We start from the raw sequence: 20,276 nt of genomic DNA on the forward strand, positions 1-20,276 counted from the left end.
TCGGAGAAACACGATGCTATCGAACCAAAAAAATAGTGAAGCTCTGGCAAACTTTTCAGAGCAGCTAGATATTGAAGGGCGCAGTTTATGGCAAGATGCAAGGCGCCGTTTTATGCACAACCGTGCGGCAATATTTAGCTTATGCGTATTGTTGTTAATTACTCTATTTGTGATTTTTGCTCCTATGATGTCGCCTTTTTTGTACGACGACACCGATTGGGAAATGATGTCAATGCCACCGGATATGGCAACCGGGCATTATTTTGGTACGGATGCTTCAGGCCGAGACCTATTAGTGCGTGTCGCGATAGGTGGGCGAATTTCCTTAATGGTGGGCGTTGCCGCAGCCTTAGTCGCAGTCGTGGTAGGCACTTTATACGGTTCATTAGCGGGTTATGTGGGTGGAAAAGTGGATTCCATCATGATGCGTATATTAGAAATTTTAAATTCCTTCCCATTTATGTTTTTTGTGATCCTCCTTGTCACGTTGTTTGGGACCAATATTTTACTGATATTTGTGGCGATAGGAATGGTGTCTTGGTTGGATATGGCGCGTATTGTTCGCGGACAAACACTCGGATTAAAGCGTAAGGAATTTATTGAGGCAGCGCTTGTTTGTGGTGTTAGTACGCGGCAGATTATTCTACGTCATATTGTACCTAACGTTTTAGGTGTAGTAGTCGTTTACGCGTCATTATTAGTTCCAAGTATGATTTTGTTTGAATCATTCTTAAGCTTTTTAGGTTTAGGCACACAAGAGCCGTTAAGTAGCTGGGGAGCGTTATTAAGTGATGGGGCGAACTCAATGGAAGTGACGCCATGGTTGCTACTGATACCAGCCGGTTTCTTAGTCATTACGCTATTTTGTTTTAACTTCATCGGTGACGGGCTACGAGATGCGCTCGACCCGAAAGATCGCTAGAGGGAATAATATGTTAAATAACTCAATGAAAAGCCCTCTGTTATCCGTGAAAGATCTCAGTGTGACATTTGCAACTCAAGATGGTGAGGTTACCGCCGTAAACAAATTGAACTTTGAATTAAGTGCGGGGGAAACGCTTGGCATAGTTGGTGAATCAGGCTCAGGAAAATCACAAACTGCTTTCGCACTCATGGGCTTACTCGCCAAAAATGGCAGAATTAATGGCTCTGCCATGTTTAATGGCCGTGAGATTTTGAATTTAAGAGAAAAAGAATTAAACCGTATGCGAGCGGAAGAGATTTCAATGATTTTTCAAGACCCAATGACATCATTGAACCCTTATTTGAAAATTGGTACACAGCTGTCGGAAGTTCTCATGTTACATAAAGGCATGAGTAAAAGAGAAGCTTTCGAAGAATCAGTTCGTATGTTAGATGCCGTTAAAATGCCTGAAGCACGTAAGCGTATGAATATGTATCCACATGAGTTTTCAGGAGGAATGAGACAACGCGTCATGATTGCAATGGCCCTGTTATGCCAACCAAAGCTGTTAATTGCTGACGAACCCACGACAGCACTTGATGTGACTGTACAAGCGCAAATCATGACGTTGCTCAATGAGTTAAAACAAGAGTTTGATACTGCAATTATTTTGATCACCCACGACCTTGGGGTCGTCGCAGGGGTATGCGATAAAGTCCTAGTGATGTATGCAGGACGTACGATGGAGTACGGTACTGCGAAGGATATCTTTTATCATCCATCTCATCCATATTCACTTGGCTTGTTAGCTGCTGTTCCGCGCCTAGATGGTGATGACGAAAGTTTAGCTACCATTCCCGGCAATCCGCCTAATTTATTACGTTTACCCAAAGGCTGCCCATTTTCACCTCGTTGCCAATATGCAGTTCAGCAATGTGTTGACCAAGAACCTGCATTAACCACATTTGGTCAAACGCGGTTACGTGCCTGCTTTAAGCCACTGGAGGAATTGGTATGAGTACCCATGAAAATAGGCCAGTTTTACTCGAAGTGAATGACCTTAAAGTCCATTTTGAGATTCGAGATAAAAAACAGTGGTTTTGGCAACCAAACAAAAGTCTTAAAGCGGTAGATGGCGTAACACTTCGTTTATATGAAGGTGAAACATTAGGTGTAGTCGGGGAATCAGGGTGCGGTAAATCCACTTTTGCTCGAGCACTTATTGGGTTAGTTAAAGCAACGGATGGTACAGTAAGTTGGCTGGGGCAGAATTTATTAGGTAAAACTGATAAAGAGTGGCGCAGTGTTCGCAGTGATATTCAAATGATTTTCCAAGATCCACTGGCTTCGCTTAATCCGCGAATGACCATCGGTGACATTATCGCTGAGCCATTAAAAACCTATCATCCTAAAATGCCACCATCACAAATCACAGAAAAAGTGAAAAAAATGATGATGCGGGTTGGCTTATTACCAAATTTGATTAACCGCTACCCCCATGAGTTTTCGGGAGGGCAATGCCAGCGTATTGGTATCGCAAGAGCATTGATTTTAGAACCTAAACTCGTGATTTGCGATGAGCCAGTTTCTGCATTAGACGTGTCAATTCAAGCACAAGTTGTTAATTTATTGCAAGAATTACAACGTGAAATGAAATTATCGCTAATCTTTATCGCGCACGATTTGGCGGTTGTTAAGCATATTTCTGACCGTGTCTTAGTGATGTACTTGGGGCATGCCGTAGAGCTTGGTACCTATGATGAGGTATACAATAATCCCTTACATCCTTATACACGCGCATTGATGTCAGCAGTGCCCGTTCCTGATCCCGATAAAGAAAAAAATAAGGTAATAGAACTTTTAGAGGGTGAATTGCCATCACCCATTAACCCACCTTCAGGTTGCGTATTTAGAACCCGTTGCCCATTAGCGGATGAAGAGTGTGCAAAAACAAGGCCATTATTAGAAGGGAGTTTCAAACATGCGGTGTCTTGTTTGAAAATTGACCCATTGTGATTGTTTTCTCATGATGGGCGAAAGGGAATGGTGTCTAGGGGGCTTCTACTTTAATTAATCCAAAAGGGACGAAAAAGGGACGAAATGTCCCTTTTAATCAACTATTTCTTCCAAAAAATATGGTGAAACGGTTTAGAAGGGTGGCGGCTAATTAATACGCGAGCAAAAATATCGTCTAATTCGGCGTCAGGGCTTTGAGCTAACCCAATAACCACTTCACTTAATTGGTTTAAATTAAGCTCTTCAGTAATCATCTCTTGCCAATTAAGGGTAACAGGAACAATTTCTGCGGCACCTAACTCTTCAAACTGCAAAGCAAAAATTAATTGGTCAGCGGGCTCTAAATTATCCATTGCCCCTTCAAGAAAAAGGTCATAAGCCATTTCAATGATGTCATCTTCATCGATTAAAGGTGTATTTTGTATTTCAGTCATGACCTTTCCTAATTAACTTAATTTATAACAATGGGCTAAAGAAGTAGCAAATGCGTTCAACGACACGGTTCCAGAACGGACGTTGTTCCCATTCTTCAATTTCTAAACGAGTTGAACGCGCAATATAATCATACTGAACTAGCGTGAGATCGCTACCAAAACTTTTATCATCAATGACCACTGTTATTTCAAAATTGAGCCATAAACTGCGCATATCAAGATTTACTGAACCAACAAGGCTAAGCTCGCCATCAACCAAAACACTCTTCGTGTGTAATAAACCATCTTCAAATTGATAAATCTTAACACCAGCAGCTAATAATTCACTGTAAAATGAGCGGCTTGCCCAGCGAACAAGGAATGAGTCATTCTGCCTTGGCATAATAATACTGACGTCGACACCTCGCATTGCTGCTGTACAAATTGCATGCAAAAGGTCATCACTAGGCACAAAATAAGGGGTGGTCATGATCAGTTGTTTGCGCGCAGAGAACATCGCGGTCATCAGTGACTGTTGAATCAACTCATCAGGGAAGCCCGGTCCTGAGGCGATAATTTGTGTTGTATGCCCATTCGCTTGTTCAAAAGGCATAATATTACTGTCAGGCGGTGGTGGGAGTACGCGTTGGCCGGTTTCCATTTCCCAGTCAAAAGCATACACGATACCTAATGTGGTACTCACAGGGCCTTCCATACGTACTAAAATGTCAACCCATTCACCAACCCCTGAATCTTGTTTAAAATAACGAGGGTCAACCATATTCATACTGCCTGTATATGAAATATAGTTATCGATAACCACTATTTTACGATGTTGACGTAAATCCATTCGACGCAAGAAGAAACGCATCAAATTAACTTTTAATGATTCTACAAACTCAATACCTGCAGCACGCATTTTTTCGGGGTAATCGCTACGGAAAAAATGCCAACTTCCCGCGGAGTCCACCATAATCCGGCACTTAACACCGCGTTTAGCGGCATTAAGTAAGGCTTCGGTAACACCGTCGACTAAACCACCCGGTTGCCAAATATAGAAGACCATTTCAATCGAGTGCTGGGCATTGTTGATGTCGTTGACTATCGCTTTTAATGAGTCTTCACAGGTAGTTAAAAGTTGAATTCTATTACCTTTAACACCAGCAATACCCTGGCGCTTTTCAACTAACTGAAATAATGGTTCAGCGACGGGGCTATTATCAGTGGCGAAGATATGTTTTGAAGTTCGTAAGTTTTCTAACCATGTCGCGACGGAAGGCCACATATCATGAGCTTTATCGACTCGACGTTTACCGAGGTGAAGTTCACCGAAGGCGACATAGGCAATAATCCCGACTAATGGCAGAATATAAATGATCAGGAGCCATGTCATGGCTGAGGTGACCGGCCTTCTTTTGACTAAAATGCGGACTGTAATTGCTGCAATAATTAGCCAATATAGGAAGAACAGAAGCCAACTCATAAGTGTATAGACGGTTGCCATAACGGGTCAGATGCCTCACTGATAAGAAAAAGGTTCAAAAAAAGATAGTTTAGCTAAAAAAACTGTTAGTAAAATATCAACTTAATAGAATTTAGCAAAATTCTGCAGTAAAAGCTTCGTGAAATAGAGTAATTTGTTAGGAAAAATAGTTTTGTTAATTGATTTTATCATCATGAAATTAAAAGCAGTGCACCGAAATGACATAAAAAGTTCCTCTTGGTTCTTTTTTTCAAAGGAATATAATATTTTTTTCTAATAATTTTTAGACGATAAAAGGACACAATTAAATGAGACGTAGTAGGCATGAAGTAGGGCGTTGGCGTATGTTAAGACAATCCCTACGTCGCCGTAGACGCTGGCTAGAAGGGCATTCAAGGCGAAACATGCGCATCTATGCAATGCGTAAAATTGACATTTACCATCGTCGGCATTCCCTGCTTTTTACCCAATGGATTGAGTAAGGTTATTACAGCGTACACTCACATTTTTCACTTTGTATGACAAACCTTATTGAATATGATTGCTATTTGCATTTAAACTATCAGTCATATTCTTTTTTGGTAGACAGGTGTAGGGTAGAAATTGCATATGCGTTGGATGCGTTGGACTTTAATTATCGTCGTTTCATTATCTATTCATGCGGGTCTTGCAATGGCATGGATTTTTAATCAACCTAACTTGGTCAGAGACCCTGAACCATTGACGATTTCTATGATTGCTTTTGCTGCCCCTGAACCTGCTTCTGAGCCCGTTGAGCAGGTTGAAACACCGGTAGAGCCAGAACCAGAGCCCGTTATAGAACCTGAACCCGAACCGGTAGTTGAACCTGTTATTGCATTACCTAAGAAGAAACCTGAGGTAAAGAAAAAGCCTAAGCCAAAACAGGAAGAAAAGAAAAAAATTAAAGAAGATGTTAAGCCAGTTGAAAAGCAATTGGCGATGAATAATCTTAAATCAGACGTTACTGCGCCGAAAACGAATAACAGTCCAATTAAAACTGCAAACAATACAGGGGCAAGTAATAGTCAATCGACTAAGAAAGGCGGCCCGAGGGCTCTGCATAAACAAGCTCCTTCCTATCCTGAACGCGCGCGTCGCTTAGGTAAAGAAGGATATGTGAAAGTTCGTTATGATATTGATGATGGTGGACGAGTGACAAATATTGAATTTGTCGAAGCCTCACCTAAAGGTTTATTCGAGCGGGATGTTAAACGTGCAATGAACCGTTGGACTTTTGAAAAGCAACCTGCAAAAGGCTACGTGACTGAAATTTATTTCAAATTAGATGGCACTGTTAGCCAAGTCTAATGGTTAACATTAGGTTGTATAAAAAAGCACCATAGTAATGATGGTGCTTTTTAGTTTTTACATAATGAGTGGAGCAAAAAACTTATGCTTCGTTAGTTTTTTGATCTGAACTCGCTAACTGAAAATGTTGTTTTTCTTTGGGTAATGAACGTGAGGTACTATCATCATTAACTGCGACATAAGTAAATACCGCATCAGTAGCACGGTAACGTTGCCCAACAGGCTCCGTTGCGACTTTTTTTACCCAAACTTCAATATTAATGGTAATTGAGCTTTTTCCTGTTTTTAAGCAACGTGCATAGCAGCAAACAACATCACCAACTGCAACGGGCTTTTGAAACTTAATGCCATTAACTGCCACAGTAACAACTCGTCCGAGCGCTATTTCTTTTGCTAAGATAGCCCCACCAATGTCCATTTGTGACATTAACCAGCCACCAAAAATATCACCATTCGCATTAGTATCTGCGGGCATGGCTAATGTACGTAAAACCAACTCACCGTTCGGCAATTGCATATCTGACTCTTATTAAAAGGGTTATTACTTTTGATTTTGCATTTATAACAAATTACATATGCAATAGTAAACCTGAACCATACAGTTATTGATTGATAATAGCTATTTGATTGAATTGCTGCAAAAATAAGACAAATATGGTACCCATTATTAATAAACGGTGTCTAATTCTTGGTAAAAAGATCAATTTTTGCAAAGAAAAAGCAAGAAGTGTTTTTTATATTTAGTCAATTGATTGAATTGGCTATACTCAATAATATAAATTTTATTGATTAATTTAGAGGTATGAAATGAGATTGTTACTGGCAATATTATTACCTTGGTTGCAATTTTTTACGATAGGGCGCCCCTTTGCTGGGGTCATTTGCTTAATTCTACAGATCACGTTAATTGGTTGGCTACCCGCTGCCATATGGTCGGTATACGCATTATCACAGTACAATACAGATAAAAAAATTGAAAAAGCATTTGGTGACAAGCGCTATTAATAAGAAAAAAAACCTGCTAATCGATAGACAATTAGCAGGTTTTTAACTCTAATTTTTAATTATTCTTCGTGTTTTTCTGCAGGCTCTTTAACCATATTTTTAAAAATATAGACCACACTCAGTACTGTAAATATTAATGTTCCCGCTGTCAGACCAAAGACTTTGAAATTTACCCAAATATCTTGCGCCATCCAGAAAGCAACATAAATGTTCAGTAATGCGCAGAAAATAAAGAATATTGCCCATGCACTATTGAGTTTGTTCCAATAACTATCTGCTAATTTTATTTCTTGATTACTGCCTAACATGCGCTGAATTAGGGGCTTTTCAGTAAACCATTGGCTAAAGAGTAATGCGCCAGCAAACGCAGCATAGATGATAGTGACTTTCCATTTAATAAATGCATCACTGTGGAAAATAAGGGTTAACGCAGCAAAACTCATCACAATTGCACAGGTGATTTTTGCAACTTTCTCAACTTTTTTATAAATAAGGTAGGTTGCTAATAACGCTAAAGGAGTGGTAACCATTAACGCGCCACTCGCATAGAAAATATCGTATCTTTTATAGACTATAAAAAAGATTACCAAAGGAATAAAATCAATAAGTTGTTTCATAACAGTGAATACAGCGCCTCAACGTAAAGATAATGGAGTAGTTTAACCGATTTTGGCTTTAATTGTTAAAAGTTTGCACCTTTTTACCAATAAACATGTTTTGTTACCAATCATATTTGCACTATTTTACGATTATTTGACTTACTTCTAGATAAACTTTATTAGTTCGGATATAAGTAATACATAAAATAATTTAACTTGCTAATTTATAGGTACTTTTCTCCCATGATAAAGGCAAAGCTATTTGTCTGGATGCCAGGTTTAAAAACGCTATTTAACTATCAACGTACAGACTTAGGTCCTGATATTAAAGCGGGTTTGTCTGTCGCTGCAGTTGCTTTGCCAGTGGCTATTGCCTATGCCGAATTAATGGGGGTGAATGCCATTGTCGGATTATACTCATGTATTTTACCGATGTTTTTCTATGCGTTATTTGGGACGTCGAAACAATTGATTATCGGGCCTGATGCCGCAACATGTGCTGTAATTGCAGCCGCAGTCGCACCACTCGCAATGGGGGATGAAACCGTTCGTTGGCAACTGATTATTGTCATGAGTTTTATGACTGGGGTTTGGTGTTTGATTGCAGCAAGGTTTCGTTTAGGTACCTTTGCTGATTTTTTATCGAGGCCGATATTGCAAGGTTTACTAAATGGGGTAGCTCTTACGATTATAGTCAGCCAAATCAGTAAAATATTTGGTATTACGACTTTACCTTCAGGGTTTATTGAACGCTTAATAGCGTTTCCATTAGCGCTAATGGAAACACATATTCCGACATTATTAGTGGCTATTGCAACATTGGTAATCACCTTAGTGATTAAGCGAGTAAGGAGTAAGTGGCCGTCCCTATTAATTGCAATGGTTTTGGCTACAGCAGCCAGTATTCTATTTAATCTTGAGCAATATGGCATTAGCACGGTTGGGGATTTAGGTGAAGGACTTCCTTATATACCTATGCCAGATTTTCCACCAGGGTTACTCAGAGATCTTGTCATTCCATCATTAAACTTAGCAGTGATTAGCTTTGTAAGCTTTATGATGACAGCGCGAAGTTTTGCAAGCAAAAATGGCTATACCGTGGATGCAGACCAAGAATTAAGAGCGTTAGGGATGGCAAATATTGCTTCTGCTTTTGGTCAAGGTTTTGCAGTGAGCGCTGCGAGCAGCCGTACAGCAGTTAATGATATGATGGGAGGGAAAACACAGTTGGTTTCCCTCGTTGCCGCGCTGACCATCTTAGCTGTTTTACTTTTTTCTATGAATTTATTGGAATATATCCCCATGCCTGCTTTAGGGATGGTTTTAATTATTTCAACTTATTCTTTGCTTAGTTTCCGCAGTATTTTATCAATGCGTAAACGCAATAGAGAAGCTTTTTTCTTGTGTGTTTTTACTTTATGCGCAGTGTTGGTAGTTGGTTTGATTAGTGGTGTAGGCTTAGCCGTTTTATTAGGTTTATTACAGTTTATCCGAATTATATTTAGGCCAACAGATCAACTATTAGGCGTTGATGAGCATGGTATGTTGCACTCGATGACATCAGAAAATGATATTCAAGAAGTTGATGGTGTCCTAATTTATCGTTTCAATTCTCCGCTTACCTATTTTAATGTGAATTACTTTAAAGAGCGGCTAAATAAACATTTAGATAATCAACGTAAAAGACCCGCTTGGGTGATTGTTGATGCTGCTGTCAGCTTTACGCATAATGATGTGAGCGTATTTTCCACATTGAATGATATTGTGACATCTTTGAAGGCGAAAGGGGTGACTTTGGTATTAGCTGGGCGTAGAACTTCTCTTAATCGTTGGTTAGAACAAAATAAAATCAACCGTTCAGATGATGATTTATTAGTGGTACCGGATATTTATTTTGCGATCCGTTTAATTCAAAGTAAGCAGCAAATTCAAATGAAATGTGTGGAAGAAAGAAAGACACAAGAGAGCGGGAAGGACCCAGGCTCATTAGAATATGATTGCGAAAATCGAATTAGACCAACGAATATTAACTCAGATAAAGTTTAAAAATAACGTAAATAAAAAGGTATCAAATGATACCTTTTTATCAGCGAGATCAATTTTTTGTGATTAGCATATATAAACGATAAAAGTAAATTAAAGCAAATGCGGCTACAACATTATTGAGTAAAAAGGAGATACCATTAATCGCAATATGATTCATATTAAGGTTACCCAATAGAACACTGATAAGCATTTGAACGGCCATCCAAATTAAAATCATCGGTAAAGCGACACGCCAATTTGCATAAGCCAATTTCCAGCTTTTTCCCATCGCACTAAATGGGTTGGTATTTTCTGTCATTAAAATTGCTGGCGCTAAGGAAAAACCAATGGCTAGCACGATACCAGGTAGAACCATAATTGTGATGCCTAATTGGATAAGCAGCGAGCAAACGACCAACAGAAGAAACATAGAAGGCGCTTTGTTCAGTGATGATGTTATCGCTTGAAGTCCTGTCATATCTTCGCCACGAGACATCCCTGAGATATAGGATAATGTGCCACAAATAAGGAACAAACTGCCAAGAGTGACGGAGAGAATCAATCCAAAAGAAACACGCAAAATACTACTTTTATCTTCTTCAGATAGATTTAGAATCCAGTCTTGTAACCCCGAATTACCAGATTCAATCATTTTACTTTGTGCTTGAGCAAGAACACCTATCATCTGTTCACTAGGGATCATCATCGCATAGATGACAAGGCTTACCACGGTGGCTAAGAGCACAATGGTGAGGAGGCCACTCAATTGGTTTTTAAAGAAATTGATACTATCACTGATGAGTGAGTTGGCCGAAATGGACATGACACTGCTCCTATCTACAAACGGGATCAAAATTTTAATCTAATTGTAACCGAGTATCACGCCTAGAGGTAGAGAAAGATAAGAAAATTCGGGAGGTTAAGAAAAATATATTGCTCATGATGATCGAATGTAATTAACCCAAGAAATGAATTTATATAAATTGTATTTTTTATGCATGTTTAAATTTTGAAATAAATATCTATATTTAGAAATCAAATTTTTATTTTGTTAGTTACTTTATAAAAATTGATTTAAATCAAAAATAAAAAAACAATAAATGAAATAATAAATCTATATTTATTGGTTTACCTATAAATTAGTAAAAGATGTGATCTTGATTTGAACATCAATTTAAATAATACGGTATATTTTCCTAAAATAAAAACATAGGAATGGGATTGATAATGAAAAAACTCACTGCGCTTGTATTAGCTGCTGCAACTTTAGCTCCAGCAGTTTCTATTGCTCATGAAGCTGGCGACTTTATTTTCCGTACAGGTACTGCAACGGTACGTCCAAATGCGGGTTCTGAAAATGTATTAGGTTTAGGTTCATTTGATGTTAATAACAATACTCAATTAGGTTTAACTTTTGGGTATATGATCACTGATAATATCGGTGTGGAATTATTAGCAGCAACTCCGTTTGAACATAAAGTTGGTGTAGGGCCTTTAGGTACAATTGCAACTGTTAAACATTTACCACCAACTTTAATGGCGCAATATTATTTTGGTAGTAAAGAAGATAAATTACGCCCTTATTTAGGTGCCGGTGTTAACTACACCTTCTTCTTTGATGAGAAATTTAACTCTACCGGAAAAACTGCAGGCTTATCTGATCTAGATTTATCAAGCTCTTGGGGCTTTGCGGCGCAAGCAGGTATGGACTACATGCTGACTGATAACTGGATGTTAAATGCCTCTGTTTGGTGGATGAATATTGAAACAGATGTGAAATTTAAGCATGAAACACTAGGTAACCAAAAAATCGATACTCGTTTAGACCCATTTGTATTTATGTTCGGTGCGGGTTACCGTTTCTAAGAATTTGATAGGATGCAATACAGGTAATACCTGAATTCTGAAGGACTAGAGAGAAGTAGGAAATCCGAGAATATTCGTATTCTCGGATTTTTCAATTACCATTAAGCTTGAACATATATTTAACAAATGGTCATCATAAAAAAACAAATTATGATAATGATATTTATAATATATTAATTAGTGTTATAGGGTGATAATAAAGTAAAGGTACTTATTCATTATCTTTATTTAGGGTAATTAATAAAAAAATAAAAATATTGAGACTAATTACCTTGAAATAAAAAAGCCGAATACAGGGGCGTATTCAGCTTTAAGATATTATTCAAATTTACAATATTAAATTACCAAAACCATTGCACGTTTAACCCAGCATTGACGCTACTGGTTTCATATTCGTCTGGCTTATAAAGTGGGGCACCTAAGAATAAGTCATAACTAAATATATTAACATTACCTCTCATGCCTATAGCCATTCCTAATAATTGGTCATCAGAATAGAGACCTAACGGATAAACACCGCCGAATACACGTCCATAGTCAAGAGCATAGTATGGATAGATGGAGAAGCCAGGAATATAAAAGTTAAACTCATTGCGTAAGTAAAAACCTTTATCACCTATTAGGGAAAATTCTTCGTCAAAACCACGAACCGTCCAACGGTTACCTAACGAAAATTGATCTTGAATGGTTAAGCGGTCTCGTGAGTATTGTATAAACAGTTGTGGATTATAACTCATAATAAAATTATCAAAGGCGAAGGGGAACATTCCTGAAATATCGGCAGTATAAACACGGCTCATTTTGCTGACATCGCCATATTTCATATCCCAGCTTTCTTCGGCACCAAACCAAGGTACATTACGTTGATAATATATTGAAGCATCGATAGTTGAATTATTGATGTTTTGACGGTGGCTAACACCGAGCTTAAGGCTGGTAAGGTCACGTTGTTGGGAAAGTAGGGCGACATCCTCTAATTTATATTTTGATTTTCTTTTAATTAATTGAATTGATGCAGTGTCTTTGAACGTTTGCCCACGCAAGAAAACATTACTCGCCGTAGCATTATAATATTTACTATCACCATAATACTTATAGCTAAATACGGAGTCATTAATAGTTTGTTTATAGTCGCTTTTGCTTGCATACAATGAAAAAAGCCAGTAGTTGTAAGGTACGGCATAATAAATTGCAGTATTACTGGTGCTGTAGCGGGCTTGGTTTTTTAAATTTTTTCCTGCTGAAACATATATTGTGTCGTTTAAACTCGTTAAATTGTTAGCATACAAAGTCACTCCGACTTGATCTTTACCCGTTTGGCGGCTTCCTGAGTTATTGTAATATCCACCTACGTTAAAGTGAGATGATTTTTCTCTTTGTATGGAAATATCAGATGTGGAAAACTCTTTACCCGGTGCTAGCTCTATATTCACTTTAGCACCCGGTATCCGCTCAAGGTTCTCTAAGCCTTGTTCGATGTCACGAATATTCAGAATATCCCCTTCTTTAGCAGGCATAATCGCACCTAATGTAATATAGGTGTCGCTACCTTCTGCAAGTTTTACATTCGCAACTTTACCTGGAATAATCTGGAGCGTTAAAATACCCTCACTGATGTTTTGTTCTGGAATATTAACTCGTGTTGTGACATAGCCTGATTTAATTATTTTATCTTGTAAGCCCTTTGCTAAAGTTTCAACGCCATTAATACCAATGCATACACCAACAACTTGGTTTGCATAAGCTTCTAGAGGTCGCATAGAAGGGAGTTTAGGCTCAGAGAGTAAGATAACCTGTTTCATTTGAAAACAATCTTTCTCATCATCAAAAACTAAAATATTATTTGAACGCTCTCTAGTTTTACCTAAGGCATCTTTAGCTTCTAATTGAGTCTGTTGTTGGCGAGAACGATCTTGGCTAGCTTGGTTATTAATTTGTTGGTCAATAATTTGTGCGGTATTAGCTGATGCAGCTAAAGGCAAAGAAGTTAAAGTTGATAATAGAAAAATAAATCGAAAATTCATGTGCACCACATTAATTTTAATAAAGATTAAAGTTATTTTTATGATATAAAGACTAATAAATTGCCGATATAATTATTTATTAATTAAATACATCAGAATTTTCTTGTTTAATCTCCATCAGTCCTTTGTTTTGAAATGAGTACATGTATATCCCTATAACAAACCTATTGTTAATTTTCTTATTTTACATAATTTAATTATGCGTTAAATTTATAATAAATAAAAATTAATTAAATTGATTGAGTTAGTGTAAATGCTTTTGGGGATTACTACTGAAAATATAACTAATATAATTTAATCTTTGGTGGTTTGGTTAATTCTTAATGAAATCAATGTTTAGTAAATACACTAAATTAGATTAAATAAGTTTTTTTACTTAGAGTTAAACTATTTTGTCTTGCTTTAAAAATAAGTAAACATTAGAAAGCTTTAAGGTTTGTCAATGATATTAAAATAATGGTGTATACTATTTTAATATCACTCCGTATTGGCGTAATAAAATAAGGAGGCTAGTAGCCTCCTTATTTGACTTAATTAATAATAATAAGGTGTATTTAAAACAATCATTGAACCTAGGATTTGTCCAGTAGGGCTATTGTAAATTATAGGACTTGTAATCGTAGTTTTGTTCATTGAACTTAAGCGTCCAGTGTTATTATCTACGCGAGTAAAGGCATCAATGTTTAAATCTTTGCCAGCATGAATTGAACCTGATTTGGTATTATCTAGCTTATTAAGATCTAAATTGACATCATTAGCACCTTGAATTTTTCCACTACGGTTATCAAGGTCATTTCTTAGTGTAATATTAATATCGCCTTTATTTCCAGCCTTTTCCTGTGCATCTGAAACAATCACACCAGAGTTGTTATTTATGCCATTTGCTTTGATAGTAATAGAACCATCTTTGGTATAAATACCACCCGTTTGGCCGGAAACACCGTATTTGCTAGCATAAGCATTAAAACCGCTAGCATAGCTGTTATCTACAGTTGTTGCATTAACTACGACATTAGAATCAGCAGAAATTAAACCTCTTAGGTTGTTTAAGTAAGTTGCTTTAATGTCTATATTATTTCCTTTGATAAAACCATATTGGTTGTTAAGGGAATACACATCAAACTTGGACTTACCTGCACCAGAAATTAGTGAACCTTGGTTATTAACAACATGAGCATTAATATTTAAGGCTTTTCCACTATCAATTGAAGAATAACCATTATTTACTAGGTTACTTCCCAAGGTGATATTGATTGGGCCATTGTTAGATTTAATCAATGAGTTACTATTTTGTAACGTAATAGTATCTATATCGATTCTTCTTTTTGCTGAAATTTGAGAGTTATTATTATTAGTGACAGTATTACGAGCATTTATTGTAATATCACGACCTAATAATGTTGAGTTATCGTTTGCTAGGGTGGTTGTTTCTATAGTTAAACTACCATTACCACCTGCTCGAATTCCTCGTTCGTCTGCATTAACAACATTACTACGTAAGGTATAGTTGTTATCAATCTTCCCTGTTGCACGAATTGCAATATCGCCACTATTAGTTTTGATTGAACCATTAGTATTAACAACATTTGCAGTTGAGATATTCATGTCTTTTTGAGCATGGACAATACCATTTCGGTTATCAATACTCGAAGCTGAAGCGAGTTTGAGATTACCGCCATTAGACTTAATCTGTCCATTCACATTACTTAGAACTAATCTTTGAGAATCAATATCAACATCGCCATTAGCTATAATAGTAGAATTATTATATAAACCATTGGCTTTTATATTGATGTTGCCATTGGCATTTACTTTTCCGCGTTGGTTATACACTAAGCCAGTTGAATCAATATTAACTCCACCGATTCCGGCAGCTAGGTTTCCGTTATTGGAAACACCAGTTCCACTTTCAGTTGAAATTAAGGTAATTTTGTCAGCATACATACCACCCATGGCGGCTACATCGACACCAATTCGAGTTGCATTTCCAACGCCTTGAACTTTAGTCACGAAATTACCTTTGGCATCGACAAAGTTATTACCTGCGACGACATTAATTTCTTTAGCGTGGATATCACCTTGGATCACCGCAGAACGAGCGATGATATCCGTCGGGGAGTCTGATTTTAAGCGGCTATTAATAATAATTTGGCCTTTTTCAACGTTATAGCCAAGAACTTCACCGCCAGCAACAATTGGTTTACCCGTTGTTAGAGTTACTCGGTCTGTGTTGATAAAACCACAATTATTACATGTGATACCAGATGCGTTAGCAACGATAACTTGTGCTTTATCACCTGCAACTTCAATCATTCCGCCTAGGGTACTTGCCTTATATGAATTAACTTCATTCAAAATGACTTTTGCAGGGCCATTACCATTATTTAAATTTAGGTTTCCATTGATTTGTCCGCCTAAACTGGTATTCGTATTTGTTGCGCTATTATTTAAAATAACCCCTTTTTGGTCAACATCAAATTGGCTATAAATGTTATGTGAGACACCTTTGTCACTAGCTCCTTTAATATGAACGATAGTCGGGCCATTACTTTGATTTATTACACCAGCACCATTTGTATTAACAACGGCGCCGTGAGCAACAGATATTGACCCTAAAATAACAGATACACTTAAAAAGAGTGGTTTGATTTTCATCATAGGATGAGTGGTAGGCTGTTTCATAAATATCCCTAAAATAGACTATAGATAAAATTAAAAATAGCTAAATAAAATTCCATTAAAGCATGAAGATTATCCGTGATATTTGTTTTTATTAAAATTTAATTGTACTTAAGTTGAATCATACGGGTGCAAATAGCTTAAAATAATTATATTTTGATATAAATGGTGTTTTATATACAACGGTTGATTATTCTTAGTAAAATCAATTGGTAAGGTTTACTCTGCTGTGGATTTGATAAGGGGATTTACCAGTGTGTAAGTACGTAAGTATTATTTTTGATATTAATGGATTCGATTAGTAAATATTATGATTATTAAATTTTAGCTATTTAATCAATAGCTAATTAATAGTTAATTGATATCTATTATATTTAAATTGGTTTAAAATTTAATTATAGAAGGCTAGGTAAAGTTTATTTAAGACTATTTTTTATAATTTTAAGTAACCAAGCCATTAATTTTAAATATGACTTGATTACTATTTATTCCTTATCTATTTTTGTGTTGCTGCTTTCATTTTTGCAACGAATTCAGTTAATGATTTAAGCATAACGTCAGGGCGATGTAGGTTATTTTCAATAATTTTAACCACAGCTGAACCTGAAATTGCGCCTGCAGCACCATTTTTAATCGCATCTTCGACTTGCTCAGGTTCTGATATTCCAAAACCTTGTAGGGCGGGAGCCGCTTTATATTGGTTTAATTGACTCAATAAGTGAGTCAATGGCATTTCTGCTCTTTTTTCAGTACCTGTCACGCCTGCACGAGATAATAAATAAGTATAACCTTGGCTATATTTCCCGATCTGTTGCAGTAGCTCATCATTAGCATTTGGTGGGCAAATAAAAATGGGTGCAATATTGTTAGCTAGCGCCGCTTCGCGAAATGGTTTTGATTCAGACATAGGGACATCTGCAACTAATACAGAATCAACACCTGCTTTTTCGCAGCGAATATAAAAATTTTCAATACCATTCGTAAAAACTAAATTTGCATAGACTAATAAGCCAATAGGAATAGTAGGGTGTTTTTCTCGAATACGACGGAGTAGTTCGAAACAAATTGTTGGGGTAATTTCACTTTTAAATGCACGCAAATTTGCATTTTGGATAGTTGGGCCATCTGCCAGTGGATCAGAAAATGGAATACCAATCTCTAATGCATCAGCACCACCAGCAATCAAAGCATCGACAATTTTTAATGATAACTCAGCATCTGGGTCACCTAAAGTGACAAATGGAACAAATGCGCCTTGGTTATTCTGAGCTAAACGTTCAAAAAGTTGGGTGTAGCGTTCCATTAGATTTCTCCTTTGCTGGCTAAAATATCATGTACCGTAAAAATATCTTTATCACCACGGCCAGACAAATTGACGATTAATAACTGTTCTTTATTAGGTTCTTGCTCTGCCATTTTTAATGCATAAGCGAGTGCATGAGATGATTCTAATGCAGGAATAATTCCTTCCTTACGTGATAATAATTTAAAAGCATTTAAGGCTTCATCATCGGTAATGGAAACATATTCAGCACGACCAATACTGTTTAAATGGGCATGCTGAGGGCCGACAGAAGGGAAATCTAATCCTGCAGAGATAGAATAGGATTCTTCAATTTGACCTTCATTGGTTTGCATCATTGGCGATTTCATACCGAAATAAATCCCGACACGGCCATGCTTTAACGGGGCACCATGTTGGCCGGATTCAATACCTAATCCAGCAGGTTCCACACCGATTAGTTTCACATCTTCTTCTGGAATAAAAGAGGCAAATAAGCCGATTGCATTTGAACCACCACCAATACAGGCAACGACAGCATCAGGTAAACGGCCTTCTTTTTCGAGAATTTGTTGTTTTGCTTCATCACCAATCATACGTTGGAACTCACGTACAATTGTTGGGTAAGGGTGTGGCCCCGCCGCGGTTCCTAATAAATAATGAGCTTTATCATAGCTGCCAGACCAGTCCCTTAATGCTTCATTACAGGCATCTTTCAATGTGGCTGAACCGCTGTAAACTGGAATAACTTCAGCGCCCATTAATTTCATTCGAAATACATTGGGAGACTGGCGTTCTACATCTTTGGCGCCCATATAAATACGGCATTTCATGTTCAGTAATGCACAAGCCAGTGCTGTCGCAACGCCGTGCTGCCCAGCGCCTGTTTCTGCAATTATTTCAGTTTTCCCCATTCGCTTAGCAAGTAGTGCTTGGCCTAATACTTGGTTAGTCTTATGGGCACCGCCGTGCAGTAAATCTTCCCGCTTTAAATATAATTTTGTTTTTGTACCTGCGGTTAGATTTTTACATAACGTTAGCGCAGTAGGGCGACCTGCATAGTTTTTTAGTAAGTCGTGAAACTCACGAATAAATTCATCATCATTCTGTGCGTCGATAAACGCGTCTTCTAATTGGTTTAATGCAGGAATAAGAATTTCTGGGACATATTGCCCACCAAACTCGCCAAAATACGGATCTAATTTGCTCATTATTTATTGTCCATTTTATCAGTTACATTAATTGGTGTTGGAGTCTTTCATTTCGTTGTGTATTGATGAGCCGTTGATTTGGCTAACAACGTTGACAACACCAAATTTATTTTTTGTTGACTTTTTATACCTGGTTCAATTTCAACCCCTGAATTAAAGTCTAATCCGTTGCACAATAACTTAGCTGCGTCTAGGCAGTTATCAGGGGTAAGCCCCCCCGCTATCATTAATTTCTGTGTTGTGGACGAGGGGATTGCTGACCAATCGAAGGTTTTGCCAGTACCACCAGAGCCATTATCCAGCAATAACACATCAATACCTTGTGTATCGTAGTCATTTAGAGTTGTTCGTGACATATCAAGCGCCTTCCAAACTTCACAGTAGTTTGGTAAAAATGTTTTTAACGTATTGATATAAGAAGTATCTTCTTCACCATGTAATTGTACCGCAGATAATGCAAGTTGCTTGGCGATATGAGCAACAAAATCCGCGGACTGATTGCGGAAAACACCGACATATTTTAAAGGCGCTGCATGGATGATATTCTGCGCTTGTGACAATGTCACTTTTCTAGGGGAAGTTTCAGCAAAAATTAATCCACCATAGTGTGCTCCCGCTTCAAATGCGGCTTTTGCATCTTGCTCGCGGGTTAAACCACAGACTTTATGTTCTCCCACTAACAAGTTTCGAATGGCTTTATCTAGGTCAGCTTGCTCCATTAAGGCGCTACCGATTAAAAAACCATTCGCAAATTGTTTCAGCGACTGAATATGTTGGTGTTGATGAATACCTGACTCACTGATCACAATGGTACCCTTCGCTAAGCGGGGTGCGAGTTCACGAGTTCGGTTTAAATCAATAGAAAGGTCACGTAAATCACGGTTATTGATACCAACAACCTTGGCTTGTAACCGAATTGCTCTCTCTAATTCTTCTTCATTACTGACTTCCGTTAATATTCCCATATTAAGTTGATGAGCGACCTCTGCTAACGCTTTATATTCATCATCATTTAAGACAGATAACATGAGTAAAATGGCATCCGCTTGGTAGTAACGTGCAAGGTAGATTTGGTATGGGTCAATGATGAAATCTTTGCATAACACGGGTTGTTTTACGGTATTACTGACAATCGTTAAGTAATCCATATTCCCTTGAAAATATTTTTCATCAGTAAGAACGGAAATCGCGGATGCGTAGGGCGCATAAGTTTTAGCTATCACAGCGGGGTCGAAGTCAGCACGAATCAACCCCTTTGAAGGCGATGCTTTTTTGCACTCTAAAATAAATACAGGGCGTTTTGCGCTTAGTGCGTTATAGAAACTACGCTGGCTAGGTTGAATACCAGCAATAAAGCTTTCTAATGGCTGCTTGGCTTTGCGTTCGATTAAATAATCAACTTTATCATTAACAATTTTTTGTAAGACTGTCGCTTTCATT

General features: G+C 37.5%; 18 protein-coding genes. 8 read left to right on the top strand and 10 right to left on the bottom strand.

Annotation, left to right across the window (positions count from 1 at the left end; all coding sequences use genetic code 11):
- Positions 1–13: 13 nt before the first annotated feature.
- From oppC to oppF, 3 genes are read left to right on the top strand one after another with little or no spacing between them, the layout of a single operon-like run.
- Entirely contained in the window at positions 14–922 is a 909-nt protein-coding gene (gene oppC, locus PSE83_RS04820; protein ID WP_004254117.1) for an oligopeptide ABC transporter permease OppC, read from the top strand.
- Positions 923–932: 10 nt separating this feature from the next.
- Positions 933–1,922: an ABC transporter ATP-binding protein gene (locus tag PSE83_RS04825; protein WP_036957694.1), complete on the top strand. Its 990-nt coding sequence runs from the start codon at positions 933–935 to the stop codon at positions 1,920–1,922.
- A complete protein-coding gene (gene oppF / locus PSE83_RS04830) occupies positions 1,919–2,920 on the top strand; it encodes a murein tripeptide/oligopeptide ABC transporter ATP binding protein OppF (RefSeq protein WP_004254119.1) in 1,002 nt (333 codons plus the stop codon). Before PSE83_RS04825 ends, oppF begins: the two co-directional genes overlap by 4 nt.
- Before the next feature lie 101 nt (positions 2,921–3,021).
- On the opposite strand, the gene PSE83_RS04835 is transcribed toward oppF, so the two are convergent.
- Both PSE83_RS04835 and cls read right to left on the bottom strand, forming a co-directional pair.
- Positions 3,022–3,354, bottom strand: a complete 333-nt coding sequence (locus tag PSE83_RS04835; RefSeq protein ID WP_004254123.1) for an HI1450 family dsDNA-mimic protein — start codon at positions 3,352–3,354, stop codon at positions 3,022–3,024.
- 22 nt (positions 3,355–3,376) lie between these two features.
- Complete coding sequence (cls, locus tag PSE83_RS04840; RefSeq protein ID WP_094960524.1) at positions 3,377–4,837, bottom strand: cardiolipin synthase; 1,461 nt, start codon at positions 4,835–4,837, stop codon at positions 3,377–3,379.
- Positions 4,838–5,124: 287 nt separating this feature from the next.
- On the opposite strand from cls, the gene PSE83_RS04845 reads away from it, so the two are divergent.
- Together PSE83_RS04845 and PSE83_RS04850 are read left to right on the top strand one after the other, a co-directional pair.
- The gene (locus tag PSE83_RS04845; RefSeq protein ID WP_004254127.1) at positions 5,125–5,298 is read left to right on the top strand and encodes a YciY family protein; all 174 of its coding nucleotides are present in this window, start codon (positions 5,125–5,127) and stop codon (positions 5,296–5,298) included.
- A 127-nt stretch (positions 5,299–5,425) separates the two neighbouring features.
- Entirely contained in the window at positions 5,426–6,145 is a 720-nt protein-coding gene (locus PSE83_RS04850; RefSeq protein ID WP_036957695.1) for a TonB family protein, read from the top strand.
- Positions 6,146–6,227: 82 nt separating this feature from the next.
- Here PSE83_RS04850 and yciA read toward each other — a convergent pair whose 3' ends face one another.
- Positions 6,228–6,662 carry an acyl-CoA thioester hydrolase YciA gene (yciA, locus tag PSE83_RS04855; protein ID WP_004254136.1) on the bottom strand — a complete coding sequence of 145 codons (435 nt, stop codon included), beginning with the start codon at positions 6,660–6,662 and terminating at the stop codon, positions 6,228–6,230.
- A 290-nt stretch (positions 6,663–6,952) separates the two neighbouring features.
- On the opposite strand from yciA, the gene PSE83_RS04860 reads away from it, so the two are divergent.
- Positions 6,953–7,150: a YqaE/Pmp3 family membrane protein gene (locus PSE83_RS04860; RefSeq protein WP_004254139.1), complete on the top strand. Its 198-nt coding sequence runs from the start codon at positions 6,953–6,955 to the stop codon at positions 7,148–7,150.
- Between the two features lie 59 nt (positions 7,151–7,209).
- Here the strand turns inward: PSE83_RS04860 and PSE83_RS04865 are convergent, their stop codons facing one another.
- Positions 7,210–7,767 carry a septation protein A gene (locus PSE83_RS04865; RefSeq protein WP_004254142.1) on the bottom strand — a complete coding sequence of 186 codons (558 nt, stop codon included), beginning with the start codon at positions 7,765–7,767 and terminating at the stop codon, positions 7,210–7,212.
- 225 nt (positions 7,768–7,992) lie between these two features.
- Between PSE83_RS04865 and PSE83_RS04870 the strand changes: the two genes are divergently transcribed.
- Entirely contained in the window at positions 7,993–9,795 is a 1,803-nt protein-coding gene (locus PSE83_RS04870; RefSeq protein WP_272660683.1) for a SulP family inorganic anion transporter, read from the top strand.
- A gap of 49 nt (positions 9,796–9,844) precedes the next feature.
- Here PSE83_RS04870 and PSE83_RS04875 read toward each other — a convergent pair whose 3' ends face one another.
- Positions 9,845–10,597: a YciC family protein gene (locus PSE83_RS04875; protein ID WP_096863786.1), complete on the bottom strand. Its 753-nt coding sequence runs from the start codon at positions 10,595–10,597 to the stop codon at positions 9,845–9,847.
- A 404-nt stretch (positions 10,598–11,001) separates the two neighbouring features.
- Between PSE83_RS04875 and ompW the strand changes: the two genes are divergently transcribed.
- Positions 11,002–11,640, top strand: a complete 639-nt coding sequence (gene ompW / locus PSE83_RS04880) for an outer membrane protein OmpW (RefSeq protein WP_036957697.1) — start codon at positions 11,002–11,004, stop codon at positions 11,638–11,640.
- A 341-nt stretch (positions 11,641–11,981) separates the two neighbouring features.
- Here the strand turns inward: ompW and PSE83_RS04885 are convergent, their stop codons facing one another.
- The 5 genes from PSE83_RS04885 to trpCF all read right to left on the bottom strand — a co-directional run bounded on the left by PSE83_RS04885 (position 11,982) and on the right by trpCF (position 20,275).
- Positions 11,982–13,664, bottom strand: coding sequence for a ShlB/FhaC/HecB family hemolysin secretion/activation protein (locus PSE83_RS04885; protein ID WP_004254154.1), 1,683 nt, complete (start codon positions 13,662–13,664; stop codon positions 11,982–11,984).
- Positions 13,665–14,198: 534 nt separating this feature from the next.
- Positions 14,199–16,346, bottom strand: coding sequence for a two-partner secretion domain-containing protein (locus PSE83_RS04890; protein ID WP_164455600.1), 2,148 nt, complete (start codon positions 16,344–16,346; stop codon positions 14,199–14,201).
- A gap of 493 nt (positions 16,347–16,839) precedes the next feature.
- Entirely contained in the window at positions 16,840–17,646 is an 807-nt protein-coding gene (gene trpA / locus PSE83_RS04895) for a tryptophan synthase subunit alpha (protein WP_272660684.1), read from the bottom strand.
- Positions 17,646–18,836, bottom strand: coding sequence for a tryptophan synthase subunit beta (gene trpB / locus PSE83_RS04900; protein ID WP_094960531.1), 1,191 nt, complete (start codon positions 18,834–18,836; stop codon positions 17,646–17,648). The genes trpA and trpB overlap by 1 nt, the downstream gene beginning before the upstream one ends.
- 47 nt (positions 18,837–18,883) lie before the next feature.
- Positions 18,884–20,275 (bottom strand): bifunctional indole-3-glycerol-phosphate synthase TrpC/phosphoribosylanthranilate isomerase TrpF, encoded by a 1,392-nt coding sequence (gene trpCF / locus PSE83_RS04905; RefSeq protein ID WP_172767168.1) that lies wholly within the window; start codon positions 20,273–20,275, stop codon positions 18,884–18,886.
- Position 20,276 lies beyond the last annotated feature (1 nt).

The sequence above is a fragment of the Providencia sp. PROV150 genome (assembly GCF_028481025.1).
GTDB lineage: Bacteria > Pseudomonadota > Gammaproteobacteria > Enterobacterales > Enterobacteriaceae > Providencia > Providencia hangzhouensis.

Coding starts and splice junctions, on each gene's coding strand:
- oppC (WP_004254117.1), top strand. CDS start 14: ATGCTATCGAACCAAAAAAATAGTGAAGCTCTGGCAAACTTTTCAGAG.
- PSE83_RS04825 (WP_036957694.1), top strand. CDS start 933: ATGTTAAATAACTCAATGAAAAGCCCTCTGTTATCCGTGAAAGATCTC.
- oppF (WP_004254119.1), top strand. CDS start 1,919: ATGAGTACCCATGAAAATAGGCCAGTTTTACTCGAAGTGAATGACCTT.
- PSE83_RS04835 (WP_004254123.1), bottom strand. CDS start 3,354: ATGACTGAAATACAAAATACACCTTTAATCGATGAAGATGACATCATT.
- cls (WP_094960524.1), bottom strand. CDS start 4,837: ATGGCAACCGTCTATACACTTATGAGTTGGCTTCTGTTCTTCCTATAT.
- PSE83_RS04845 (WP_004254127.1), top strand. CDS start 5,125: ATGAGACGTAGTAGGCATGAAGTAGGGCGTTGGCGTATGTTAAGACAA.
- PSE83_RS04850 (WP_036957695.1), top strand. CDS start 5,426: ATGCGTTGGATGCGTTGGACTTTAATTATCGTCGTTTCATTATCTATT.
- yciA (WP_004254136.1), bottom strand. CDS start 6,662: ATGCAATTGCCGAACGGTGAGTTGGTTTTACGTACATTAGCCATGCCC.
- PSE83_RS04860 (WP_004254139.1), top strand. CDS start 6,953: ATGAGATTGTTACTGGCAATATTATTACCTTGGTTGCAATTTTTTACG.
- PSE83_RS04865 (WP_004254142.1), bottom strand. CDS start 7,767: ATGAAACAACTTATTGATTTTATTCCTTTGGTAATCTTTTTTATAGTC.
- PSE83_RS04870 (WP_272660683.1), top strand. CDS start 7,993: ATGATAAAGGCAAAGCTATTTGTCTGGATGCCAGGTTTAAAAACGCTA.
- PSE83_RS04875 (WP_096863786.1), bottom strand. CDS start 10,597: ATGTCCATTTCGGCCAACTCACTCATCAGTGATAGTATCAATTTCTTT.
- ompW (WP_036957697.1), top strand. CDS start 11,002: ATGAAAAAACTCACTGCGCTTGTATTAGCTGCTGCAACTTTAGCTCCA.
- PSE83_RS04885 (WP_004254154.1), bottom strand. CDS start 13,664: ATGAATTTTCGATTTATTTTTCTATTATCAACTTTAACTTCTTTGCCT.
- PSE83_RS04890 (WP_164455600.1), bottom strand. CDS start 16,346: ATGAAACAGCCTACCACTCATCCTATGATGAAAATCAAACCACTCTTT.
- trpA (WP_272660684.1), bottom strand. CDS start 17,646: ATGGAACGCTACACCCAACTTTTTGAACGTTTAGCTCAGAATAACCAA.
- trpB (WP_094960531.1), bottom strand. CDS start 18,836: ATGAGCAAATTAGATCCGTATTTTGGCGAGTTTGGTGGGCAATATGTC.
- trpCF (WP_172767168.1), bottom strand. CDS start 20,275: ATGAAAGCGACAGTCTTACAAAAAATTGTTAATGATAAAGTTGATTAT.